This window comes from Pseudomonas sp. FG13 (assembly GCF_057809755.1).
The window spans coordinates 1-23544 of record NZ_JBMDKO010000056.1 but is presented as its reverse complement, the minus strand read 5'-3'; the positions used below and the strand labels follow the sequence as shown (position 1 = coordinate 23544).

At 58.5% G+C, this 23544-nt stretch carries 20 protein-coding genes and 1 pseudogene; 8 read left to right on the top strand and 13 right to left on the bottom strand.

Features of this window, described 5'->3' with window-relative positions:
• Window positions 1-87 precede the first annotated feature (87 nt).
• Window positions 88-795, top strand: a complete 708-nt coding sequence (locus ACODTO_RS26480) for a recombinase family protein (RefSeq protein ID WP_489107290.1) — start codon at window positions 88-90, stop codon at window positions 793-795.
• Between the two features lie 528 nt (window positions 796-1323).
• A complete protein-coding gene (locus ACODTO_RS26475) occupies window positions 1324-1746 on the top strand; it encodes a hypothetical protein (RefSeq protein WP_489107289.1) in 423 nt (140 codons plus the stop codon).
• A 57-nt stretch (window positions 1747-1803) separates the two neighbouring features.
• Here ACODTO_RS26475 and ACODTO_RS26470 read toward each other — a convergent pair whose 3' ends face one another.
• Both ACODTO_RS26470 and ACODTO_RS26465 read right to left on the bottom strand, forming a co-directional pair.
• On the bottom strand, window positions 1804-2418 hold the full coding sequence (locus ACODTO_RS26470) for a hypothetical protein (RefSeq protein WP_489107288.1): 615 nt from the start codon (window positions 2416-2418) through the stop codon (window positions 1804-1806).
• A 106-nt stretch (window positions 2419-2524) separates the two neighbouring features.
• Window positions 2525-4153 carry a recombinase family protein gene (locus tag ACODTO_RS26465; protein WP_489107287.1) on the bottom strand — a complete coding sequence of 543 codons (1629 nt, stop codon included), beginning with the start codon at window positions 4151-4153 and terminating at the stop codon, window positions 2525-2527.
• Window positions 4154-4211: 58 nt separating this feature from the next.
• Here ACODTO_RS26465 and ACODTO_RS26460 point away from each other — a divergent pair.
• Window positions 4212-4802: pseudogene (locus ACODTO_RS26460) on the top strand (DMT family transporter); the annotation flags it as partial.
• A gap of 119 nt (window positions 4803-4921) precedes the next feature.
• Here the strand turns inward: ACODTO_RS26460 and ACODTO_RS26455 are convergent.
• The 3 genes from ACODTO_RS26455 to cysK all read right to left on the bottom strand — a co-directional run bounded on the left by ACODTO_RS26455 (window position 4922) and on the right by cysK (window position 8287).
• A complete protein-coding gene (locus ACODTO_RS26455) occupies window positions 4922-5785 on the bottom strand; it encodes a DMT family transporter (RefSeq protein WP_139649593.1) in 864 nt (287 codons plus the stop codon).
• Window positions 5786-6124: 339 nt separating this feature from the next.
• Window positions 6125-7063 carry an aspartyl/asparaginyl beta-hydroxylase domain-containing protein gene (locus ACODTO_RS26450; protein WP_139649595.1) on the bottom strand — a complete coding sequence of 313 codons (939 nt, stop codon included), beginning with the start codon at window positions 7061-7063 and terminating at the stop codon, window positions 6125-6127.
• Between the two features lie 249 nt (window positions 7064-7312).
• Window positions 7313-8287 carry a cysteine synthase A gene (gene cysK, locus ACODTO_RS26445; RefSeq protein WP_139649597.1) on the bottom strand — a complete coding sequence of 325 codons (975 nt, stop codon included), beginning with the start codon at window positions 8285-8287 and terminating at the stop codon, window positions 7313-7315.
• A 131-nt stretch (window positions 8288-8418) separates the two neighbouring features.
• Here cysK and ACODTO_RS26440 point away from each other — a divergent pair, with 131 nt between their 5' ends.
• From ACODTO_RS26440 to ACODTO_RS26430, 3 genes are all read left to right on the top strand, one after another.
• Window positions 8419-9495, top strand: coding sequence for a DUF748 domain-containing protein (locus ACODTO_RS26440; protein WP_489107286.1), 1077 nt, complete (start codon window positions 8419-8421; stop codon window positions 9493-9495).
• A 275-nt stretch (window positions 9496-9770) separates the two neighbouring features.
• Complete coding sequence (locus ACODTO_RS26435) at window positions 9771-10616, top strand: AAA family ATPase (protein ID WP_003184225.1); 846 nt, start codon at window positions 9771-9773, stop codon at window positions 10614-10616.
• Between the two features lie 34 nt (window positions 10617-10650).
• Window positions 10651-11829 carry a vWA domain-containing protein gene (locus ACODTO_RS26430; protein ID WP_003198888.1) on the top strand — a complete coding sequence of 393 codons (1179 nt, stop codon included), beginning with the start codon at window positions 10651-10653 and terminating at the stop codon, window positions 11827-11829.
• 105 nt (window positions 11830-11934) lie between these two features.
• Here the strand turns inward: ACODTO_RS26430 and ACODTO_RS26425 are convergent, their stop codons facing one another.
• The 8 genes from ACODTO_RS26425 to ltrA form a co-directional block, all read right to left on the bottom strand.
• The gene (locus tag ACODTO_RS26425) at window positions 11935-12855 is read right to left on the bottom strand and encodes a 5-oxoprolinase subunit C family protein (protein ID WP_139649601.1); all 921 of its coding nucleotides are present in this window, start codon (window positions 12853-12855) and stop codon (window positions 11935-11937) included.
• Complete coding sequence (gene pxpB / locus ACODTO_RS26420; RefSeq protein WP_139649602.1) at window positions 12852-13556, bottom strand: 5-oxoprolinase subunit PxpB; 705 nt, start codon at window positions 13554-13556, stop codon at window positions 12852-12854. The genes ACODTO_RS26425 and pxpB overlap by 4 nt, the downstream gene beginning before the upstream one ends.
• Window positions 13553-14305 (bottom strand): 5-oxoprolinase subunit PxpA, encoded by a 753-nt coding sequence (locus tag ACODTO_RS26415; RefSeq protein ID WP_139649604.1) that lies wholly within the window; start codon window positions 14303-14305, stop codon window positions 13553-13555. Before ACODTO_RS26415 ends, pxpB begins: the two co-directional genes overlap by 4 nt.
• 63 nt (window positions 14306-14368) lie before the next feature.
• A complete protein-coding gene (locus ACODTO_RS26410; RefSeq protein ID WP_139649606.1) occupies window positions 14369-15655 on the bottom strand; it encodes an MFS transporter in 1287 nt (428 codons plus the stop codon).
• 320 nt (window positions 15656-15975) lie between these two features.
• On the bottom strand, window positions 15976-16518 hold the full coding sequence (locus ACODTO_RS26405) for a DUF2937 family protein (protein ID WP_041020191.1): 543 nt from the start codon (window positions 16516-16518) through the stop codon (window positions 15976-15978).
• A 12-nt stretch (window positions 16519-16530) separates the two neighbouring features.
• Complete coding sequence (locus tag ACODTO_RS26400) at window positions 16531-17307, bottom strand: class II glutamine amidotransferase (RefSeq protein ID WP_139649608.1); 777 nt, start codon at window positions 17305-17307, stop codon at window positions 16531-16533.
• Between the two features lie 32 nt (window positions 17308-17339).
• On the bottom strand, window positions 17340-17840 hold the full coding sequence (locus ACODTO_RS26395) for a hypothetical protein (protein WP_041020193.1): 501 nt from the start codon (window positions 17838-17840) through the stop codon (window positions 17340-17342).
• Between the two features lie 95 nt (window positions 17841-17935).
• On the bottom strand, window positions 17936-19633 hold the full coding sequence (ltrA, locus tag ACODTO_RS26390; protein ID WP_139649610.1) for a group II intron reverse transcriptase/maturase: 1698 nt from the start codon (window positions 19631-19633) through the stop codon (window positions 17936-17938).
• A gap of 1143 nt (window positions 19634-20776) precedes the next feature.
• On the opposite strand from ltrA, the gene ACODTO_RS26385 reads away from it, so the two are divergent.
• A complete protein-coding gene (locus ACODTO_RS26385) occupies window positions 20777-22831 on the top strand; it encodes a S9 family peptidase (RefSeq protein WP_139649611.1) in 2055 nt (684 codons plus the stop codon).
• Between the two features lie 202 nt (window positions 22832-23033).
• Complete coding sequence (locus ACODTO_RS26380; protein ID WP_041020195.1) at window positions 23034-23507, top strand: cyclic nucleotide-binding domain-containing protein; 474 nt, start codon at window positions 23034-23036, stop codon at window positions 23505-23507.
• Window positions 23508-23544 lie beyond the last annotated feature (37 nt).

The window sequence follows — 23544 nt, the reverse complement described above, 5'->3', positions numbered from 1 at the left end:
ATGTCATTTGCTGTAACGGTCGTTCTCCCAATTGACAATTTTACGTTTCGACCTTTAAACTGCCCTCACACACAACGGAGGTGCAGCATGAAAGTTGTCGCGTACATTCGAGTCTCTACCAAAGGCCAAGGCGATTCTGGTTTGGGTCTGGAAGCTCAACAGGAGTACATCCAACGTGCAGCCCAACAGAATGGCTGGAACATCATTGGTGAGTTCGTAGACGTGGCATCTGGCAAGCTCGCCATTGAAGACCGTCCAGAAGGTGCAAAAGCCTTGGCACTGTGCAAGGAGCAAGACGCACAGTTGGTAGTGGCAAAGCTTGACCGTTTGAGCCGTGATGTTCATCACATTGCAGGTTTGATGAAGACCACCAAGTTCAAAGTGGCAACCATGCCCCAAGCACAGACATTCGAACTGCACCTGTACGCAGCCCTGGCCCAACAAGAACGGGAGTTCATTTCAGGCCGTACCCGTGAGGCTCTGGCAGCCCTTCAGAGCCGTGCTGATACTGGTGATGCTGTAGCAGTGCAGAAGGTGAAGAATCGTTCTGATGCACTGGCAAAGGGACGTGCAGTAGCTGACATCACTGTCGCCAATAGCCAGAGGATGGCGAACATCAACACATATCAAGCAGCCCTAGAGCCACACCTGAAGGCTTGCCTGCATGACAAGATCAACACGCTTCAGTCAGTAGCTGCTTGCCTCAACGCTAAGGGCTTGCGTACAGCCCGTGGGAGCGAGTTCACACCGACAGCAGTACGCCGCCTGATGATCGCTCTCAACGTCTCCTTCTGAGCCTTTAGGGGCTTACAGAGGCCATCTCTTATTTGTGGTTCCGCTTGGACACTTTCTATTTGGCCCGCTGTTCGCCATTGAGTAGCACTCGCAAACCCCCTTCCCCAGCTTATATTTCAGGTCGAAAAACCAAACTCATAAGACATGAGGCTGAAAATTTTGGCGGAAAATTGGTTTCCGTGCAGAAAACGCCCCTGTCTTATTTTTCAGCGTACACACCTGCTCGCACCCTGAATTGTCATTCCTGTCTGACGGCGGATTTGGAAATGGTGCAGAAATCACCCCATATCTGCTCTACCTTTTTAACCCCTTTTAAGCGTACCATCTTCAAGCTGAAACCCGTACAGCGTGTGGCCTCCAGCCAAGCACACCCTCCCAAAAAGTGTAGAATTCTGTGTGCACGTCACCACCCCACTAGATTGGATCGCAAGCTAACCCGTGCAAAATGTTCTAGCATTATTCTAGTAGAATGTTGTAGCATCCTCTCCGTCGCAACACACCACCACAACAGAATCAGGAGAGATTGAAATGACAGATTTCAAAAGCAAGACCTACACCAACGAACAGATTGAAGCCATCATTGCTGATTACAAACAGTCAGGCAAACCCATCACCACATTCTGTAAGGAACGTGAGCACAAACCAGCTTACCAAACGCTGAAAGGATGGCTTGATATTGCTGGTGAAGGTGTTAAAGCAAAGACCACCAAGACGCCTGCTGCCAAAGCTGCACCAACTGACTTCAAGGCTAAGAAGCAGGAGTTTGAACAGGTTAAGACAGAATACCTGCAAAGCCTGACTGGTGAAGTGAGCCGCATAAAGCGTGCAATGATAACGTTGCAGGATGAGCTTGCAGCAGCAGAGCAAGAGTTAGCAGATTTTATAAAGCAGAACCCAGTGCGAGAAAGTGACGTAACCTCACTGGCAGGGCTGCAAAAGAACAATCAGTGAGTTGTCAGCAATGACGAAAGAGCCCGCCTTGAGCGGGCTTTATTCTTACCTGAAGAATTACCAACCTCTGACATTATTGAAGCTGAGGTAGTCTTTGAGCTTTTCTTCCAGTTCAAGGATATCCTTTCCCATTTCTGTGTGTGCCTCCAGAGAGTTAGTGTGTAGTTTCCACCCCAAATCGGATTCTTTATTAGGGCTGGGGTTAGGAATAGGGTTTTTCCTGTATTCCTCATGTTGCCTGACAACGGCACCTTCCTTTTGAATCTTCCCTAATATCTCGTAAATCCCACTTTCCTTATCAAATAGAAACTTCGACTCTCTGTAAGCATGCACGAACTTCACAGCCTTCAACTTCAACGTCTCTTTTACTTCAGAGTGTATATCTTGATAATACTCAAGCGCTGCTAGATAGACGCCGAATCGCTTATTGTACAAGTCCAGCTTAACCTTGGCACTCGCTATCTTCATTTGCATGTAACCAATGACAAACGTAGCGCTGCTAATCATTACAGCAGCAATACTTACAATCACTGTGACGAGCGTGCTTGAATCTGGAACCTTTTCAGCAACCTTAGCAGCATGCTCTAGCACTATCACTAGATTACCATCTGCCATAGCAGCCCCACTCCCCAGCATCCCAACCAGTGCAACAAACTCTTTCCATACCTTCATTCTGCTACTCCAAGTGTACAACGCTGCTCTAGGAGAGGTTTTACTCCGACCGATCCGCCCCTAAGCCTTATATTACAATGGTTACAGCCATTTTGTGTGTGCAGAGTCACACGTCAACAGGAAGGCCGGTTGCAACATCAACAAACGCTTCGCCATTCCATTTCAGTTCTTGGGTGATTGGCGTGTTCTCAAACTCAGCTTCTAGAGCAGCGACACGCTTAGAGTTTGGCATATCAAGCTGATACTCCACCCCGTTCTCAAGAAGCCTGTAAGTCTCTGTGGGACGGTGTGACCCCTTGTACTCGTAAACCTGACGTACACCACCAGATTGCAAATGCTCTTCATCTACAGTGATTGTAGTGTCATCACAAACGATGGCATAGCCAACACCTTGCAACAGTGCGTTCAGTCTCTGTTGGTCATCATCCATCAGGATGTTTTCCATATCCACCATATCGGCCATAGTCGATTGACTTGGAGTCACATTCAGGAACGTCTGCTCCTGCTCAAGCTTCTTGATAGAGTCCATCACCTTTTCAAGCTTGGCCCTGATTGGTGGCAACATTCCAAACTCTGCAAGAGAGTCTGCTAGGTGTCCAGACTGTTTATGCAACTCTGTTAGCTCACCTTCAATCTCAATCAAACGCTTTTCACCAATCGTCAGCTTCTGACTTGCTGTCGCACGTAACAGTGCTGATTGCATTGTCATACCACGGATGAAATCAAGGACATGGTATGGAATGGAACGACTGTTAGAACACCCAGCATCACCCAGCCTGTGACGCCCCATGCACAACATCACAGCAGGAGAACGCTTTGTATCTACAACACCAAAATTCCTACCACAGCGACCACACTTCACCAGTCCTGAAAGCAGATACACCTTTGACGCACTCTTGATCTTTGATCCATCAGCCAACCTCTTTTGCACCCTGTACCAAAGCTCCTTGGACACAACAGCCGGATACACTTCTTCAATCGGCGCCTGCTCTACACCATCAACAGGCCAAGGCTGCCAACGTCCAATAGCTGTGGGGTTCTTCAACCATTTCTTGATGGTGGTTGGGTTCAGATTCTCTAGGAGAGGATGTTGGCCCCTGATACGTGCAAGGATACGGCGCTCTCCAATTCCGTCAGCGTAGTCCTGAAAGATTTGGACAATGAACGGTGCAACATCCTCAACAAGCTTCACCTCTGCACCAGTGTTCTCCAGCCATAGCGGTGTGCGACGTTCTGTAAACTTGCCCTTGGCTGCATTCTCACGCTTACGTTTGTATGCATCCTTCACCCGTCTGCTGAGAGCATCGCTGTACTGGTGTGCCTGCTGCACCTTGGCAACGAGCAAGAACAGATTGTTACTCCTGGCCGGATCGCTGTCGTAAACAATCCCGTCATCCAGACTGACCAGAGACACACCAGCGTTCACAATCTCGGTTAACAGGTTGAGCATGATCGAAGGTGCAAGACGCCCTGCCCGGTCGATTGCCTCAATCAGAACGCAGTCACCCGCTTTGATAACGCCAGATTCGATGGCAGCCCTCAACCGCCCAAAGGCGTTATCCAAGTGCTTGCCTTTGTAGCCGCTAATCCCCAAATCCTCAAAACGCTGAGTGCTTCGTTGATAATCTGGATGGTCTACAAGCCACTTGCCCACCATGTCTTCCTGACGTGCCAAGCTGGCGCCATGCTTCTGCTGGTCACTGGAGAATCGAACGTAGCTAAAGGCTGTAGGCATAAGGCACCAAGGCTTGGAAAGAGGCTTTAGACTCCATCATAACACTGCATATATCATCCCTCTGATGGGGGTGTTGATCGGGGGGCTGTTCTTCAGTGAGCAACTCACGGTCGCCAAGGTCAGCGGCGTGTTCCTCGGGCTGCTCGGCGTCGGCATCCTGACCCGCGCCGGCCCGGTAGCCTTCGACCTGCAACTGCTGATGGGCGCCCTCGCCTGCCTGATGGCCACCACCTGTTATGGCTTCGCCGGATTCCTCACCCGGCGCTGGCTCGATCATCAAGGCGGGTTGGACAGCCGTCTCTCAGCCCTGGGGAGCATGTTCGGCGCCACGGTGTTCCTGCTGCCGCTGTTCGGTTACAGCGTCATCAGCCAACCCCCGGCCAGCTGGGGTGGCTGGAGCGTCTGGCTGTCACTGCTGGGGTTGGGGCTGGTGTGCACCGCGCTGGCGTACATCCTTTATTTCCGGTTGCTCAGCGCCATCGGGCCGGTCAAATCCATGACCGTTACCTTCCTGATCCCGCCATTCGGCGTGCTGTGGGGGGCGTTGTTGCTGGATGAGCCGTTGGGGATGGCGCATCTGTATGGCGGGGTGCTGATTGCGGCAGCATTGTGGCTGGTGTTGAAGCCGGTCGAGGTGTCTGCCCGCTAGCGCATCGGCGCATTTGAGCATGTCATCGCGGGCAAGCCTTGCTCCCACAGGATGTCGCAAACCTGTGGGAGCAAGGCTTGCCCGCGATGGAGGTACTGCAGTCACTGGCCCGCTAAAGGCTAGCGGCGTTTACGAAACACAAACACCAACCCGACGATGATCAGCGCCATCCCCAGCAAGCTCAACAGCGCCAGCCGGTTGCCGAACACCAGGTAGTCCATGACCGCCGTCACCGCCGGCACCAGGTAGAACAGGCTGGTGACATTCACCAGATTACCCCGTGCAATCAGCCGATACAGCAGCAAGGTCGCCAGCACCGAGACCACCAAACCCATCCACAACACCGGCACGATGAAGCCCGCACGGGTCTCGAAATGGAACGGCTGGAACGGCACGAACACCGCACACAGTAAAAGTCCGGCCAGGTACTGCACCGGCAGCGTGCCGAGGGGATTATCGGTAATGCGTTTCTGCATGATCGACCCGGCGGTCATGGACACCAACGCCAGCAACCCGCACAGCATTCCGGTCAAGGACATCCCCGCCAATCCGATGCCCTGGTACACCACCATGACCAACCCGACCAACCCGAGCGCCAGGCCGAACAGACGCGACCAGGAACGCTGACGTTCCACGAGCACCACCGTGAGGATGGGTTGTACGCCCATCAGGGTGGCCATCACGCCGGGTGTCACGTTCATTTGCAGGGCCAGCAGATAGAAAATCTGATAGGCCCCCAGCAGCACCAATCCTGTGGTCGCGGCATAGATCAACGGCTTGCCGACCGTGGGCAGCTTGAACCTGAACACCGGGATCAACAACACCAACGCACACAGCGCAATGGCAAAACGGATCAGCAGAAAAGCGAAAGGTGAAGCGTGGGCCAGGCCCAGTTTGGAAAAGATTGCGCCGCTGCTCCACAGCAGGACGAACAGGCTCGTGGAAGCCGCCGCCAATAACGCGTTCTTGGATAGGGAAAACATGGATACCACCTGTAGTCAGGCAAAAGCCAACTCAGCCAAGGCTGAAGTCCAGTAGTTTTTTCAGGCAGGCACAGGGGACGGCAACCGTTGCCGATCAGCCCTGAACGCCAACACCCGGCGGTGATACGACGGCGTACACCGATGAGCTACTGACAGGTGGAGGGTATTGACCGATCTGCACAGGCTGCTGATTCCCGCACGGCACGACGCCAGCGTTGAACGCTGGAACCACAACCGCGATGACAGGGGATACAGGCATGAGCCGATCTCTTTGGGGAAGTGGGTTCGAAAACCCGACGAGCGCTGACTATAACCAGCGCTCGAAGTATTGCGCAATGGTTAACCGAACAACCAATAGCCGAGTGCCGTGAGTACCACCACCGCCAGCACCGGCCGCATCACCCGATACACCTTGGGGTACTTGCGTTTCCACTGCTTGACCCGGCCGCTGATACCATCGCTGAACGACTTGCTCCAGGCGTAGACCTGGTTGATACCGCCGACGCGTTCGTCGTCCAGATTCTGCGGCGCGGTGGCGCGGCCGAGGAAGCCGCTGACAGCGCGATTGAGACGGGTCATCAACCGGCTGCTCAAGGGGCGCTCGACATCGCAGAACAGGATCACGCGGGTCTGGGGTGTTTCATTCTTGACCCAGTGCACGTAGGTTTCATCGAACATCACATCTTCGCCGTCGCGCCACGCATAGATCTGGCCGTCGACGAAGATCCGGCAATCGTCGGAGTTGGGCGTGGAAAGCCCCAGGTGATAGCGCAACGAGCCGGCGAACGGATCGCGATGGGGGTTCAAATGGCTGTCACCCGGCAGCAGTGCGAACATCGCGCCGCGGACGTTGGGAATCCGGTTGACCAGCTCGACGGTCCTGGGGCACAGCACTTCGGCCGACGGCAGCGGTTTGTCGTACCACTTGAGGTAGAAGCGCTTCCAGCCTTTCTTGAAGAACGAGCCGAAGCCGGCATCGTTGTTCTTTTCCGCGGCCCGGATGTAACCCTCGTCGAACAGGTGCATCGCCTCATCACGGATGACCTGCCAGTTGTCCTTGAGCACATCCAGTTCAGGGAACTTGCTGCGGTCCAGGTAAGGCCTGGACGGTACGCCGGAGAACAGGTACATCAGGGTGTTATAGGGTGCGAACAGCGCCGAGTGGTTGACGAACTGGCGCAACACCGGCAAACGCGCCTTGCCGCGCAGGTGCACATAAAGCGTACTGCCCAGAAACAGCAGCAGTACCGACGCCTTGGCGACAAACGAAACGGTCATTCATAACTCCTTGTCAAAAAAGCAACTGATGCGACGTCAACTGCCCGACGTGGCCGGGGGCCATGCTAAATGCTCATGGCCCGGGTAGAAACCGTCTAACGCAATATTCACTATTGTGCAGGACGCAATAAACCTAACAGGCGTCACCTGAACCCTGGCTGACGCCAGTCAAAACACCTTCAATCCTGCTGAAGGCTTCTGTGGCGAGGGGATTTATCCCCTCGCCACAGAAGCTGTCCTGCCACCGTATTACTGCTGGTTTTCCTGTTCGGTAAACAGATCACTGAACAGCATGCTCGACAAGTACCGCTCGCCCGAATCCGGCAGGATCACCACGATCGTCTTGCCCTGCATCTCGGGTTTTTCCGCCAGGCGTGCGGCCACGGCCATCGCCGCGCCACAGGAAATGCCACACAGAATGCCTTCTTCCTGCATCAAGCGCAGGGCCATGGCCTTGGATTCGTCGTCCGTCACCCGCTCAACCTGATCGACCATCGACAGATCCAGGTTCTTCGGCACGAACCCGGCACCAATCCCCTGGATCTTGTGGGGGCTGGGCTTGATTTCCTGGCCCGCCAGCGCCTGGGTGATCACCGGCGAGCTCTCGGGCTCCACCGCCACCGACAGGATCGGCTTGCCGCAGGTGTTCTTGATATAGCGGGAGACCCCGCTAATGGTTCCGCCGGTGCCCACGCCCGCCACCAGCACGTCCACCGCGCCGTCGGTGTCGTTCCAGATTTCCGGGCCGGTGGTTTTTTCGTGGATCGCCGGGTTCGCCGGGTTATCGAACTGCTGCGGCATGAAATAACTGGACGGATCGCTGGCGACGATCTCGGCGGCCTTCTCAATGGCCCCCTTCATGCCCTTGGCCGGTTCGGTCAGCACCAGCTCGGCGCCAAGGGCCTTGAGCACCTTGCGCCGTTCGATGCTCATGGAGGCCGGCATGGTCAGCATCAGCTTGTAGCCACGAGCAGCGGCGACGAACGCCAGGCCGATCCCGGTGTTGCCCGAGGTCGGCTCGACGATGGTCATGCCTGGCTTGAGCTTGCCGGTGCTTTCAGCGTCCCAGATCATGTTCGCGCCAATCCGGCACTTGACCGAATACCCCGGGTTACGCCCTTCGATCTTGGCCAGGATGGTGACACCCCGCGGGGCAATGCGATTGATCTGCACCAGTGGCGTATTGCCGATGGAATGGGCGTTGTCAGCGTAGATACGGCTCATGACTAGGTCCTTAGTGATGCGTGAATTCAAGCGCCTAAAGGTATGCCTGTTGCCCGAGGGCGTCCAGTTGCACCGAACGTTCGCAGGGCTGCAACGGTCAATGGTTTTAATATTGCCGGAGACCGAATGACATGAAGCGTCGATACAGCTGGCCACTGTGGACTCTCGCAGCCATCGTTACGGTGCTGGTGGCCCTGCATTTCACGTTGCCTTACCTCATGCGCAATTACTTGAACGATAAACTGGCCGACATGGGCGACTACCGCGGCCAGGTCACTGACGTGGACCTGGCGCTCTGGCGTGGGGCCTACCGGATCAACGGCCTGAAAATCGTCAAGGTCGACGGCAAGGTCCCGGTACCGTTCGTCGATGCACCGCTGGTCGACCTGTCTGTCAGCTGGCACTCGCTGTGGTACGACCACGCAGTGGTGGCCGAGGCGGAGTTCGCCCGGCCCGAAGTGAACTTCGTCGATGGCGGCGGCAACCGGCAGAACTCCCAGACCGGCCAGGGCACCAACTGGCGCGAGCAGCTAAGCAAACTGCTGCCCATCACCTTCAACGAGGTGCGGATCAGGGACGGCAAAGTGGTCTTTCGCAATTTCAACTCCAAGCCCCCGGTCAACCTGCGGGCCACCGACGTCAACGCCAGCTTCTATAACCTGACCAACGTGGTCGATACCGAAGGCAAGCGTGACGCCCGTTTCGAGGGCAAAGCCCTGGTGGCCGAACATGCGCCGCTGGAGGTGCAAGCCACCTTCGACCCGCTGAGCAAGTTCGAGGATTTCGACTTCCGCCTGCGGGCCAGGAACATCGAACTCAAGCGCCTGAACGATTTTGCCGCGGCCTACGGCAAGTTCGACTTCAATGCCGGCCATGGCGACCTGGTGATCGAGGCTGAGGCGAACAACGCCAAACTCAGCGGCTACATCAAACCGCTGCTGCGGGATGTGGACGTATTCGATTGGCAACAAGACGTGGAAAACGAGAAAAAGAACATTTTCCGTTCGGTCTGGGAGGCGCTGGTCGGCGCCGGCGAAACGGCCCTGAAGAATCAGCGCAAAAACCAGTTCGCCACCCGGGTCGAACTCAACGGCAATGTCCATCAACAGGACATCAGCGCCTTCGAAGCCTTCCTGCAGATCCTGCGCAACGGTTTCGTCGAGGCCTTCAACGCGCGCTACGAGCAGCCGCCGCCCTCTAAGGACTAGCCTGTGGCGAGGGAGCTAGCTCCCGCTGGGCTGCGTAGCGGCCCTAAAAAGCCGGCGAGCGCCGCGCACTCGAGCGGGAGCAAGCTCCCTCGCCACAATCGCCCTCCTTTGTCCGGCCATCCGCCAAGACCGGGTCAACATGTGACGCCCCATTCAGAGACTGAATACAGCGTCTGCGTTCACAGTCGGCGGGACGTCGCGTTATAGTCGAGCACGACATTTTATTTCGCGCGCCCCGCCTCGCCGGGCCAGCGACACGTTCGAGGAAATTGCAGATGAAGTTCGAAGGCACCAGCGCCTACGTGGCCACCGATGACCTGAAGCTGGCCGTGAACGCCGCCATCACCCTGGAGCGGCCGTTGCTGGTCAAGGGCGAACCGGGCACCGGCAAGACCATGCTCGCCGAGCAGCTGGCGGAGTCCTTCGGCGCGCGCCTGATCACCTGGCACATCAAATCCACCACCAAGGCTCATCAGGGCTTGTACGAGTACGACGCGGTCAGCCGCCTGCGCGACTCGCAACTGGGGGTGGACAAGGTCCATGACGTGCGCAACTACCTGAAGAAGGGCAAGCTCTGGGAGGCTTTCGAGTCCGAAGAACGGGTCATCCTGCTGATCGACGAGATCGACAAGGCCGACATCGAATTCCCCAACGACCTGCTGCAGGAACTCGACAAGATGGAGTTCTACGTCTACGAGACCGACGAAACCATCAAGGCCAAGCAGCGCCCGATCATCATCATTACCTCCAACAACGAAAAAGAGCTGCCGGACGCGTTCCTGCGTCGCTGCTTTTTCCACTACATCGCCTTCCCGGACCGCGTCACCCTGCAGAAAATCGTCGATGTGCACTACCCGGACATCAAGAAAGACCTGGTCAGCGAAGCGCTGGACGTGTTCTTCGACGTGCGCAAAGTGCCGGGCCTGAAAAAGAAGCCCTCCACCTCCGAGCTGGTGGACTGGCTCAAGCTACTGATGGCCGACAACATTGGCGAAGCGGTGCTGCGTGAACGCGATCCGACCAAGGCCATCCCACCGCTGGCCGGTGCCCTGGTCAAGAACGAACAGGACGTGCAATTGCTTGAGCGCCTGGCGTTCATGAGCCGTCGCGGCACGCGTTAAGCCCTCTTCGTCAACAAGCGCGAGGGCCACTGCCATGCTGCTGAACCTGTTCAATGAAATGCGCGCCGCCAAGGTGCCCGTGTCGGTGCGCGAGTTGCTGGACCTGATCAACGCGCTGAAACAGCGGGTGATCTTTGCCGACATGGACGAATTCTATTACTTGTCCCGGGCGATCCTGGTGAAGGACGAGCGCCATTTCGACAAGTTCGACCGGGCGTTCGCCGCTTACTTCAACGGCCTGGAAAAACTCGACGACCATCTCCAGGCACTGATTCCCGAAGACTGGTTGCGCAAGGAGTTCGAGCGTTCGCTGACCGATGAGGAGCGGGCGCAGATCCAGTCCCTGGGCGGCCTGGACAAGCTGATCGAGGAATTCAAGAAGCGCCTGGAAGAACAGAAGGAACGCCATGCCGGCGGCAACAAGTGGATCGGCACCGGCGGTACCAGCCCGTTCGGCTCCGGCGGTTTCAACCCCGAAGGCATCCGCGTCGGCGACGCCGGCAAGCGCCAGGGCAAGGCCGTGAAGGTCTGGGACCAGCGCGAATACAAGAACCTCGACGATCAGGTGGAGCTGGGTACCCGCAACATCAAGATCGCCCTGCGCCGCCTGCGCAAGTTCGCCCGCCAGGGGGCGGCCGAAGAGCTGGACATCGATGGCACCATCGACCACACCGCCCGGGACGCCGGCCTGCTGAACATCCAGATGCGCCCCGAGCGGCGCAATACCGTCAAGCTGTTGCTGCTGTTCGACATCGGCGGCTCGATGGATGCCCACGTGAAAATATGCGAAGAACTGTTCTCGGCCTGCAAGACCGAGTTCAAGCACCTGGAGTACTTCTACTTCCACAATTTCGTGTACGAGTCGGTGTGGAAGAACAACCTGCGCCGCACCTCGGAACGCACCTCGACCCAGGACCTGCTGCACAAGTACGGCGCCGACTACAAAGTGATCTTCATCGGCGACGCCGCCATGGCGCCCTATGAAATCACCCAGGCCGGCGGCAGCGTCGAACATTGGAACGAGGAAGCGGGCTATGTGTGGATGCAGCGCTTCATGGAGAAGTACAAGAAACTCATCTGGATCAACCCCTATCCGAAGGACACCTGGGGCTACACCGCCTCGACCAACATCGTGCGGGAATTGGTGGAGGACCGAATGTATCCGCTGACCCTGCGGGGGTTGGAGGAAGGGATGCGGTTTCTTTCCAAGTAAGGATTGTTGTCGAGCATTCGGGCCTCATCGCGAGCAGGCTCGCTCCCCCACTGGATCTGCGTCACACATGAGATCCCTGTGGGAGCGAGCCTGCTCGCGATGCTTCTAGCGGTCTAAAAAACCCCGCAAGCACTCCACCTGCTGCCGATGCGCAACCTCCTGCACCACCGGACGCAACCGCACCTGCGTGCCTGGCAGGCATTGCGCCAGCCGCGCCAGGGCCAATGGCGTCAAGGCGCCCAGGCGTGGGTAACCGCCAATGGTCTGCCGGTCGTTGAGCAGCACGATCGGCTGGCCGTCCGGCGGTACCTGCACGGCTCCCAGGGGAATGCCCTCGGAAATCATCGCAGGCCCCTGATATTTCAGCTCAGCCCCCAGCAAGCGGATGCCCATGCGGTCGGCGCGGCTGTCCAGCGTCCAAGGACTGTTGAACGCATCGAACAGGCTCTGTCCGCCGAACGCGCCATTCTGCGCCCCCAGGATCAGGTCCAGCGGCTGGGTCTGCTGGAAATCCGGGATCAGCCTGCCCGGCATCGGCCGAGGTGTGACCGGGCCTGAATAGCTCAAATGCTCGCCACGGCCCAGCGCGCGCCCCAGTCCATCCAGGCCGCCGAGCTCTTCACGCACGACCGTCGCCCGGCTGCCCAGTACCGCCGGCGCATCGAACCCACCGGGGGCCGCGAGGTACGCCCGGGCACCGAGCACCGGTTGGGTCAAGGCCAGGGTCTGACCCTTGCGCAAACTGAAATAACGCCACGATGCCACGGCCTGACCGTCTACCCGCGCCCCGAGGTCCGCCCCGGCCAACGCCAGTACGCAATCCTCTTCGGCCTCCACCGTGAAACCGCCGAGGGTGATTTCCACCGCCGTCGCGTCCAGGGCATTGCCCAGCATCCAGTTGGCCCAGGCCATCGACAGCCAGTCCGCCGCGCCGCCCTGGGTCACGCCCAGATGCCTGACGCCGAAACGGCCACCGTCCTGCAGCAGGCACAGCGGTGTGCTGGCCTTGATCGACAAACGGCTCATGCCAGGGCCTCCTGCGGTGTGTCGTCACCGCCCAAGGCGATGAATTCGGCGTGGTCCACGGCGACAAAGCGTACCGTGTCGCCGGGCTGCATCAGGCTGTAGCCGTCACGCTCGCGATCGAACAGTTTGGCCGGGGTACGACCGATCAGGTTCCAGCCGCCGGGTGATACCAGCGGATACGCCGCGGTCTGGCGCTCGGCAATGCCGACGCTGCCCGCTGCCACCCGCTTGCGAGGCGTGTCGAGGCGCGGCGCGGCCAGCACTTCGTCCACCAGTCCCATGAAGGCAAAACCGGGCGCAAACCCCAGGGCAAACACCTGGTATACGTGCTCGCTGTGACGACGGATCACCTGCTCCACCGTCAACCCGCTGCGACTCGACAACAGGCTCAGTTCAGGCCCGACGCTGAGGTCGTACCACACCGGCAGCACATGGTTCTGGCCGACCGAGCGGGCGTCAGGGGAAAGATTGTTCAACGCCTCGTTGACCAGATCCCGCGCCTGAGCCGGGTTCAACGCCAGCATGTCGTAATGCACCATCAGCGTGGTGTAGGACGGCACCAGGTCGATCAGGTCCCCGGCGAACACCTCGCGCAGACGCTCACTGGCAGCGAGCATCCACGGCATGTGGGTCTCGGCGATCTCATCGAACAGGCGCACCATCAGGCAGTCCACCGCGACCACTTCCACCCGTGGTCTCATGATGCACACTGCCGGTCCAGTGCTTCGCAGATGCGTTGCACCGCCGCCACGGAGCTGGCGTTGTCACCGTGCACGCACAAGGTATTGGCATGCAGGACCAACGCGCTGCCATCGCTTGCGGTCAGCGAGTCGCCACGGGCGATGGTCAGGGCCTGCCCGATGATGACCTCGGCATCGTGATGCACTGAGCCCGGCAACTGGCGCGAAACCAGGTGACCGGCGCTGTCGTAAGCACGGTCGGCGAAGGCTTCGAACCACAACGTCAGACCATATTCATCACCCAGGGCCTGGGCGGCGCTGTTGTCCCGGGTCGCCATCAGCATCAGCGGCAACTGCGGGTCGTAGGCCGCGACGGCCTGGATCACGGCACGCAGTTGCGCCGGGTTGGCCATCATGTCGTTGTACATCGCACCATGGGGTTTGACGTAGCTGACCCGCCCGCCCTGGGCCCGGCAGATGCCGTCGAGGGCGCCGATCTGGTAATGCAGCAGGTCTTGCAGCTCCTGGGCGGTGTAAGCCATGGAGCGGCGGCCGAAACCCACCAGGTCCTGATAGGCCGGGTGTGCGCCGATTTGTACGCCATGGCTCAGGGCCAGGCTGACGGTCTTGCGCATGATGCTCGGGTCACCGGCGTGAAAACCGCAGGCGATGTTGGCGCAATCGATGAAGGGCATCACCTCGGCGTCCAGACCCATGGTCCAGTTACCGAAGCTTTCGCCGATATCGCAGTTCAAAAGCAGGCGGTTCACAGTGAACGCTCCTGTAGGTTGTTTCTTTTCTGGCCGTGGGGCATGCACCCCACAGGTTATCAGTTACTCGGCATCCAACTGCTTGCCTTGGGTTTCCGGCAGGCTGAGGGCTGCCAGGATCACCACGCCGTAGGACACGGCTGCGAACGCGCCGATGCCGACACTCAGGGGCACCTTCTGGCTCAGCAGACCGATCAACAGCGGGAACAGCGCCGCCAGCGCCCGACCGATGTTGTAGCAGAAACCCTGGCCCGAACCGCGGATACGGGTCGGAAACAGTTCGGTAAGGAACGAGCCCATGCCGCTGAACATTCCCGACGCGAAGAAGCCCAAGGGGAAGCCCAGCCAGAGCATCACGTTATTGCTCACCGGCATCTGGGTGTACAGCAGCACGATAACGAACGAACCGACGGCGAACAGGATAAAGTTCTTCTTGCGGCCCAGGATGTCGGTCAGATAGGCGCTGATGACGTAACCCACATAGGAACCGACGATCACCATCGCCAGGTAGCCACCGGTACTCAGCACACTCAAGCCACGTTCATTCTTCAGGAAGGTCGGCAACCACGAGGTGATGGCGTAGTAGCCACCCAGCGCACCGGTGGTCAGCAACGAGGCGCGAATCGTGGTGAAGAGGATGCCGGGGGCGAAAATCTCGTAGAACTTCGCCGGATTGCTCGGTTCCTGACGGGCCTTGGTCTGGTTATAGATCTCCGGGTCCTTGACCAGTCGCCGGACGAAAATCACGAACACCGCCGGGACCAGGCCGAGCATGAACAGGGCGCGCCAGGCGTCTTCCGGTGCCAGCACCGAGAACAGCAGCGCATACAGAATCGCCGTCATGCCCCACCCCAGCGCCCAACCCGCCTGCACCATGCCAACCGCCTTGCCACGGTCCTTGGCGCGGATCACCTCGCCCATCAGCACCGCGCCGGCCGTCCATTCGCCACCGAAGCCAAAGCCCATCAGGGTACGGGCGATCAGCAGTTGTTCATAACTCTGGGCCAGGCCACACAGGAAGGTGAAGAAGGCGAACCACAGCACTGTCAGTTGCAAGGTACGGACCCGACCGATACGGTCCGAGAGGATACCGGCTATCCAGCCGCCAAGGGCCGAGGCAATCAGGGTGCTGGTGTGAATCAGCCCCGCCTGCCCGGTGGTGATGCCCCACATCGCGATCAGGGTCGGTACCACGAAACTGAGCATCTGCGTGTCCATGCCGTCCAGGGCATAACCGATCTTGCAGCTCCAGAAGGTGCGGCGCTCCTGCTGATTGATGTTGCGATACCAGTCGAACGGGCCGGAACGGGCCTGGGTTTGGGGGACGCCGAGTGTGTCAGGGGCACTCATGGTGGTTCTCCACGGTTTTATTGTTATAAGCCTCGACGACGGGAGCGTAGAGACCGGTTGCCCCGATTCTTGGGCCCACGGCGCGGCGCGTCCAACGAATAAAATTGCGGACGGGTCATAAGAAAAAGTTGATTGGGTGGGAAACGGTGGAGTGTCTGGTTGGAATGCTGTTGTGGCGAGGGGATTTATCCCCGCTGGGCTGCGCAGCAGCCCCCTTGGATCTGTCTGACACACCACTGGGGCTGATGTTTTTTTGGGGCTGCTTCGCAGCCCAGCGGGGATAAATCCCCTCGCCACAGAAAAGCTCTATCTGGGTGGGGTCAAAGCCCGCGCAAATCCCGCTCTTCAATCGGTCGGCTCTGGCGCAGGCGCTTGCCGCCCAGCACTACCCAGTCGATCAGGCGGAACAGGCACTCCAGGCCGAACGACAGCAGCATGGCACCGCTGATGCCCCAGATCATCGCTTCGGGGGTCAGCAGGATCTGGTAGCTGTAGCCATTCCAGGTTTCCTTGCGGATGTCCGGATCGGCGGCCAGCGCCACTTGCAGCAACCGGATATACCACGGGCCTTGCATCGCCTGGTATTGCTTGTCCAATGCCTGCTGACGCACCAGCAGGGTGTTCAGGCTGTCGGCATCGCTGCGAAAGATCGGGTCCTCGCTGGCGCGGTAATGAGCCACCAGGGCCTGCATGTCACCTTTGAAGAACTGGTTGGCGGTGCCCTGGAAGCCTTGCAGGCCGTTCTGGGCTTCGATCAGATGCGCCTCGACCCGCTTGGCGTAATCGCTGATGAAACCCGGCACCTGGACCCCCACCAGCAGGCCCACTGCAAACAACACCAGCCGTAGATAACTGAGCAACATAACGTAACGTCCTTATTCGGTGCGGCCGTGGCTGACGCATTCGCCGCGTCGCCACAGGCTCCATTGGCCCGGTTCGTAGCGGGTCCAGGTTTCGTTTTCGGTCAAGGGTTCGGTGGCGATCACCGTGACCACGTCGTTGGGCGTGGTTTCGGCCTGGAAATCCACAATCACATCCACGTCCTTGAGCCGCGCCGGGCCAAACGGCGCGCGACGGGTGATCTGGGCCAGTTTGGTCGAGCAATAGCAGAACAGCCAGTCGCCATCGCTGAGCAGGCAGTTGAACACACCCTTGCTGCGGTATTCGGAACAGGCCTGGATCAGCGAGGGCAGCAATTGCTCCACCTCCACCGGTTCCGGGAAAGCCTGGCGCACACGGTTGAGCAGGTCGCAGAACGCCGCTTCGCTGTCAGTATCGCCCACCGGGCGGTAGAAACTCACCTCCGGCTGGAAACCGGCGAGCTGGCCGTTATGGGCAAAACACCAGTTGCGCCCCCACAACTCGCGCACGAACGGGTGGGTGTTGGACAGGCAGACCTTGCCGACATTGGCCTGGCGGATATGCCCGATCACCACTTCGCTCTTGATCGGATAGCGCTGCACCAGGTTCGCCACTTCCGATTCACTGCTGGCGGCCGGGTCCTGGAACAGGCGCAGGCCGCGGCCTTCATAAAACGCGATGCCCCAACCGTCCCGGTGCGGCCCGGTCTTGCCGCCGCGCTGCATCAGCCCGGTGAAGCTGAACACGATGTCGGTCGGCACATTGGCACTCATGCCCAGTAACTCACACATGCTCGGACTCTCGCTTGAAGGGGCAGGCCGGGTTACAGACGCGGCTCGATGCGCGAACGCTGGGGATTGCTCGGCACCGGCGGGCGACCGTAACGGTCATCGCCGGCCACGCCGAACGGCGGCTCGTCATCCTCCGCATCAGCTGCGGCGGCAGCGGCTTTCGCGGCGGCGGCCCTTTCCTTGCGGGCGTTGGAAGCACGCTCGATGGGGAAGCGGATCAACGCGAAGATCAGGTAGACGCCGAAGGCGATCATGCCGTACATGAGCAGGTCGGACGCTGCGCGCCAGACGTTGTTGCCCACCTTGAACAGAATGTCCAGGGCAACAATGGCCAGGGCCGGGGCAAACTTGTCCTTCACCGGGTCGACAATGGTGGGGCAGAACAGCAACACCGCCACCAGCAACCGCAGCGGCTCGCGCAACCAGCGCCACATCCAGCGAGTGAGGCGCATCCATACGAGCAGGCAGCCCAGTGCGGCGAAGGCGTAAAGGCCCCAGGCGATCAGATAGTCGTTCTCGGTCATGGTGTCCATGGCAAGGCAGGCAAGTCGGGTAGGAACAGACCATTACTGGCCTGTCCCCCCCTAAGAACCGTACGTGCGCCTTTCAACGCATACGGCTCAAGTCTTTAGAAAGCCCCTTGCGGAGCCGGCTTGTTCACTGTCAATCCACGGCTATGGAGCTGCTGATGACATACTGGGTGCAATAGTACCCGGTTATCCAAGGTGTCTCCACCGCCCTGGGAGCGATGGATAATATGGTGGTCATGCCAACCACTGACCTTGGTGATCGGTTGTTTGCACAACGGGCAAAGACCACGTTGGCCTTGGAAGAGCCTGACGATTTGCTTCCGGTACTTCAGCTTCTTGAGCATCCGTTCCATCCGTAATTTTTCGCCCATTTCTTCCATGGAAGGATCGAAGGGATTGAACACCCCACTCACCTTCCTATGCCGCTCAATCGGTGTACTCGCTAACAGATACATAGGAGCTAGCGTTTTTGTCCCATCCTTCTTCAACACCGAGGTGGCGAATATCCAATTTCTCCCTTCATAAGCCCGAAAATAATTTCTTCTGACCCAATCCAACGATTTGTTGGGATGTCGCCGTTTCGCCCAATGCCATAGGGCAGAGAAAATCGTACTGTCCATCCGGCTGTACGCCTTCTTGGCAACCACTGGCTGGTGATACTGCGCCCAGCCTCTGAGCAACGGATTTAGCAGTCGGATCAGATCCGCCTGTGTCGCCGTTTTGTGGGTGCTGATGACCTCCTTGACCTTGCTATAGAACGCTTTCACGTTTTTCTTGCTCGGCTTGATCAGGAGCTTCCCATCGTACTTGCGGAAATTCCATCCAAGAAAGTCAAAGCCTTGATCAATGTGGACGACATGGGTTTTTTCAGGCGACAGCTGCAGCCCTCTTACAGCGAGGAACCGCTCAACCCAAGGTTTAATCTCGTTTTCCAGCACCTCTTTCGAGCCTCCTGTAATCACAAAATCGTCCGCATAACGCACCACATTGATCTTCAGCTTTTTGGCCTTTGTCACGCCCAGATGTTGCTTGAGCTGTGCCTCCAGTCCGTCCAGCACCATGTTTGCCAAGGTGGGCGAAATAATCCCGCCCTGTGGTGTACCGGCTTCCGTTGCCTGTAGCTGGCCTTTATGGATCACACCAGCTTTCAACCATTTCTGAAGCACCGCCTTGTCCATTGGAACGTTGGCAATGAGCCAGTCGTGGTTGATGTTGTCAAAGCAGCCCTTGATGTCCGCTTCCAAAACCCATTGGGCCGAGACCTTTTTGGATAGGCACACGAACAGCTGTCCCATCGCATCCGCCGTGCAACGTTCGATCCTAAAGCCGTAGCTATTTGGATCACCGGTGGTTTCTGCGATAGGCGCTAGGGCAAGCAGATATAGCGCCTGCATTGCCCTGTCTGTCATGGTTGGGATGCCCAGAGGGCGTTCCTTTCCATTTGACTTCGGAATAAACACACGCCGTAAAGGCCGTGGCTTATATCCGTGCCGCTTCAACCCATTCGCCGCTTTCCATTTGGCATCGGGTGTATCCCAGAGCACGCGGTCGACTCCCGCCGTGCGCTTGCCCTGGTTTTCAGTAACTCGTCGTACGGCCAGGTACCTAGCCGAACGAGAGCGGGTCAACATTCGTTGCAAGGCTTTCACTCTGCGCCAATTGTTTTCCCGACAAGCCTTCGCAATCCGCACCTGCATCACCCGGACATTCCGCTGAACGCGACACCAGTCGATGTCGTGCCATTGCTGCGGAGCACCGGAAGGCGCAGGCACGGCCGTATGGCTGTGTACTAGCATGCTGCCTTCCTCTCAATTTGCCTGAGCTGAAGACGTACGCATCCCCTGACGGGAATGGACGCTCCCGTCAGGGCTGGATAAATGTGAAATCCAAACCTCGGATTTCTAAGATTGTTGAGACAGGTTCACTCAGAGTTCATGCGACGAAAGACCACGCAGAAGTCTGCCCGGTTTCCCGTGAGGTAATGTTCCAACCCCTATCCGGTCCATTACAGTCCGGCTTTCGCTTTCTCTGCGATCCCATACCCGCACAGCCAACAGTTCACCTTACGGATCCCCTGCCCTAAGGCAGCTGTACGGGCTTACCACGTTCCCCACCTGTCACACGATTGGTTTAGGGCCTACCTTTTCGCCGGTGACCTTGATGACGACGTACCCCCAGCCTCTACAGAGGTATCCGATCACTTTGCCTTTTGGCTCAAGCCTGGTAGCAGTTTCGGCTTGTTTATAATTACGACGTTTATCAGCAGTTCACATATGTTGCCCATGCCAACCAGCCTGGCGCCTCAACCCGGTACTGCTCCGAGCATCTCTGCATTGCCTCGCAGCAAGTGCAGACCCGTTTGGGGGCTACGTTGTTGGAAAAGCTTCACACCTCATCGTTGCCAATGACGCATGTTTTCCTAGGCTATCGTTGGTCGTACAACGAGTCCGCTGCTAACTTGGAGTCAAGCTAGATGGACAATGACAGGCAGAGCTTTCGCTCGAGTCTTCAGATAGATGGGAGCAAGAACTGACATCGCAGCATGCCCTGAGAAGTGTTTCCTCCTGTTTCAAAAGGAGGAGAAAACCCCTGCGGGAATTTTCTCTCGCGCGGGTTGGGTCCTAAAAGGACCGAGGATTTAGTGGGCACTCCAGAGCCAGGTGAACTGGTTCTGTGGTCGAACTTCCGAGCGCTGATCGACCTTGGGCTACCACCGCCGCAGCGGCAAGTCCTTGAAGGTAATGGACTTCTGGGCCGGTTTTGTTTCTCGAGACTGGGTACCCGAGCTTTTTGGTTTTCTTATGAAAACCCTTCAAGATGACCAATACACCTTGAAGCTGAAGACACGCTACGCGTGTCGCACAGAGGCGCTTATAGTAACGGCTTTTCGCCCGTCAGGCTGCCCAGACGTGCACCATGAATATGTTCGAGAGCCTTTCATGTCCTTATCCGCCCATGTTTCCAACGCCCCGGTAGCCCGCAAGGACCCCGGTGTCGACCCGTATGCCTGGCTGCAGGAACGCGACACCGACGCCGTACTCGACTACCTCAAGGCTGAAAATCGCTTCCAGGAAGACCAACTCGCCGACCAGGCCGAACTGCGCGAAACCCTGTTCCAGGAAATCAAGGGCCGGATCCTCGAGACCGATCTGTCCCTGCCCTCGCCCTGGGGTCCTTACCTGTACTACACCCGCACCACCGCCGGTGACGAATACCCGCGCCACTACCGCTGCCCGCGCCCGGCGGATGACAGCCTGACCGTGGACGAACACCACGAGCAGTTGCTGCTGGACCCGAACGCGCTGGCCAATGGCGGTTTCTTTTCCCTGGGTGCCTTCAGCATCAGCCCCGACCACCAGCGTCTGGCCTACAGCCTGGACACCACGGGCGAAGAGATCTACACGCTGTTCGTGAAAGAACTGTCCAACGACAAGGTCAGCGAACTGTCCTTCGAAAACTGCGACGGCAGCATGACGTGGGCCAACGACAGCCTGACGTTGTTTTTTGGCGAACTGGACGACACCCACCGTCCCCACAAGCTCTGGCGCTATCGCCTTGATGGCACCGCCGCCGAAGAAGTGTTCCATGAACCGGACGGACGTTTCTTCCTGCATTGCTACCGTTCGAGCTCCGAACGGCAGTTGATCCTGTCCCTGGGCAGCAAGACCACCAGCGAAGTCTGGGTACTGGATGCCGCCCAACCCCAGCTGCCCTTCACTTGCCTGGCACCCCGGGTGGAACATCATGAATACGACGTCGACCACGGCTTGCTCGACGGCCAATGGACCTGGCTGATCCGTACCAATCGCGACGGGATCAATTTCGCGCTGTACCAGGCCCCCGACACGGGCGTGGCGCCGACCGAGGCCGACTGGCGGAACCTGATCCCCCACAGCGACACGGTGATGATCGATGGCCTGAGCCTGAACGCCGGCGCCATGACGTTGAGCCTGCGGGAGGGTGGCCTGCCGATCATCGAGGTGCATCCACAGGATTTGCCGGCTTATCGCGTACAACTGCCGGACGCTGCCTACAGCCTGCATGTGCAGAACAGCCTGGAGTTCGCCAGCGAACGCATCCGCCTGCGCTATGAAGCCCTGAACCGCCCGGCGCAGATCCGCCAGTTGGACCTTGCCAGTGGCGAACAGGTGGTTCTCAAGCAAACCCCGGTGCTGGGTCCGTTCGACGCCGATGCCTACGTCAGTCAACGGCTTTGGGCTACCGCACCGGACGGCACCCAGGTGCCCATCAGCCTGGTGGTCAAACGCGAGGCCCTCGGTCAACCGGTGCCGCTGTATCTGTACGGCTACGGCGCCTATGGCGAAAGCCTCGACCCCTGGTTTTCCCACGCCCGGCTGAGTCTGCTCGACCGCGGCGTCGCCTTCGCCATTGCCCATGTGCGCGGCGGCGGCGAACTCGGAGAAGCCTGGTATCGCGCCGGCAAGCAGGAGCACAAGCACAACACTTTCAGCGACTTCATCGCGTGCGCCGAGCATCTGATCGGCAACGGGTTCACCACCGCCGATCAACTGGCGATCAGTGGCGGCAGCGCAGGCGGCCTGCTGATCGGCGCGGTGCTCAATCAACGCCCGGAGCTGTTCAAGGTCGCGATTGCCGAAGTACCGTTCGTCGATGTACTCAACACCATGCTCGACCCGGACCTGCCATTGACCGTCACCGAATACGACGAATGGGGCAATCCGCAGGAGCCAGATGTTTATGATCGGATCAGGGCCTACGCGCCGTACGAAAACGTCCGCGCCCAGGCGTACCCGGCGCTGCTGGTCATCGCCGGGTACAACGACAGCCGCGTGCAGTATTGGGAAGCGGCCAAGTGGGTGGCGAAATTGCGCGCCACCAAGACCGATGACAACCCGTTGCTGCTCAAGACCGAATTGGGCGCCGGCCACGGTGGAATGAGCGGACGCTACCAGGGGTTGCGTGACGTAGCGCTCGAATATGCGTTTGTGTTGAAGATTTTGGGCAAGGCTTGAGGAACTCTGGTTGAGGGCCGGGTCTTAGCTCCATGAGCAGGGCCCAGCCTTGGCACCATTCAGAACTGTGGGAGCGAGCCTGCTCGCGATAGCGGTCTACTTTTCAACGTTGAAGTCGACTGACACTGCGCTGTCGCGAGCAGGCTCGCTCCCGCGGGGATCATCCCACTCTTGCAAAGAACACAAAAAAAGACCGTAAGCCATGCCAGAACCGACCTTACTGAACAACGAAATCCGCGACTGGCTGATGGACTGCGGCCTGTTCGATCAGTTTCTACCTGTGGACTTCGCCGCAGCGTCGGGCTATTTCAGCATCAGCGCCATCGCCCAGGGCGAAGCGATTTTTCGTGAGGGCGATGCCGGCAGCTTCATGTGCATCATCCACACCGGCCAGGTGGCCGTGCAGAAGACCGGTCCCGACGGGCAAGCGGTGACTATCGCCACCCTGCGCAGTGGCCGGGCATTTGGTGAAATGGCGGTACTGGATGGCGAACGGCGTTCGGCCAGTTGCATCGCCGCCAGTGATTGCCAGCTGCTGAACCTGGGCAAGGACTCCCTGGAAAAAATGCTCAACGACGCCCCCAAGGTCGCCGCAAAAATCATCCGCGCCCTCGCCGTCTCCCTGTCCAAGCGCCTGCGCATGGCTGATGGGCAGTTGCTGTCGCAGCAGGTCTAGCACTCTGTGGGAGCGAGCCTGCTCGCGATAGCGTCAG

What these genes read in the sequence shown, in the direction of transcription:
- ACODTO_RS26385 (WP_139649611.1), top strand. Translation starts at nt 20,777, where the DNA reads ATGTCCTTATCCGCCCATGTTTCCAACGCCCCGGTAGCCCGCAAGGAC.
- ACODTO_RS26410 (WP_139649606.1), bottom strand. Translation starts at nt 15,655, where the DNA reads ATGAGTGCCCCTGACACACTCGGCGTCCCCCAAACCCAGGCCCGTTCC.
- ACODTO_RS26430 (WP_003198888.1), top strand. Translation starts at nt 10,651, where the DNA reads ATGCTGCTGAACCTGTTCAATGAAATGCGCGCCGCCAAGGTGCCCGTG.
- ACODTO_RS26475 (WP_489107289.1), top strand. Translation starts at nt 1,324, where the DNA reads ATGACAGATTTCAAAAGCAAGACCTACACCAACGAACAGATTGAAGCC.
- ACODTO_RS26380 (WP_041020195.1), top strand. Translation starts at nt 23,034, where the DNA reads ATGCCAGAACCGACCTTACTGAACAACGAAATCCGCGACTGGCTGATG.
- ACODTO_RS26455 (WP_139649593.1), bottom strand. Translation starts at nt 5,785, where the DNA reads ATGTTTTCCCTATCCAAGAACGCGTTATTGGCGGCGGCTTCCACGAGC.
- cysK (WP_139649597.1), bottom strand. Translation starts at nt 8,287, where the DNA reads ATGAGCCGTATCTACGCTGACAACGCCCATTCCATCGGCAATACGCCA.
- ACODTO_RS26465 (WP_489107287.1), bottom strand. Translation starts at nt 4,153, where the DNA reads ATGCCTACAGCCTTTAGCTACGTTCGATTCTCCAGTGACCAGCAGAAG.
- pxpB (WP_139649602.1), bottom strand. Translation starts at nt 13,556, where the DNA reads ATGAGACCACGGGTGGAAGTGGTCGCGGTGGACTGCCTGATGGTGCGC.
- ACODTO_RS26405 (WP_041020191.1), bottom strand. Translation starts at nt 16,518, where the DNA reads ATGTTGCTCAGTTATCTACGGCTGGTGTTGTTTGCAGTGGGCCTGCTG.
- ACODTO_RS26470 (WP_489107288.1), bottom strand. Translation starts at nt 2,418, where the DNA reads ATGAAGGTATGGAAAGAGTTTGTTGCACTGGTTGGGATGCTGGGGAGT.
- ACODTO_RS26450 (WP_139649595.1), bottom strand. Translation starts at nt 7,063, where the DNA reads ATGACCGTTTCGTTTGTCGCCAAGGCGTCGGTACTGCTGCTGTTTCTG.
- ltrA (WP_139649610.1), bottom strand. Translation starts at nt 19,633, where the DNA reads ATGCTAGTACACAGCCATACGGCCGTGCCTGCGCCTTCCGGTGCTCCG.
- ACODTO_RS26480 (WP_489107290.1), top strand. Translation starts at nt 88, where the DNA reads ATGAAAGTTGTCGCGTACATTCGAGTCTCTACCAAAGGCCAAGGCGAT.
- ACODTO_RS26425 (WP_139649601.1), bottom strand. Translation starts at nt 12,855, where the DNA reads ATGAGCCGTTTGTCGATCAAGGCCAGCACACCGCTGTGCCTGCTGCAG.
- ACODTO_RS26435 (WP_003184225.1), top strand. Translation starts at nt 9,771, where the DNA reads ATGAAGTTCGAAGGCACCAGCGCCTACGTGGCCACCGATGACCTGAAG.
- ACODTO_RS26440 (WP_489107286.1), top strand. Translation starts at nt 8,419, where the DNA reads ATGAAGCGTCGATACAGCTGGCCACTGTGGACTCTCGCAGCCATCGTT.
- ACODTO_RS26395 (WP_041020193.1), bottom strand. Translation starts at nt 17,840, where the DNA reads ATGGACACCATGACCGAGAACGACTATCTGATCGCCTGGGGCCTTTAC.
- ACODTO_RS26400 (WP_139649608.1), bottom strand. Translation starts at nt 17,307, where the DNA reads ATGTGTGAGTTACTGGGCATGAGTGCCAATGTGCCGACCGACATCGTG.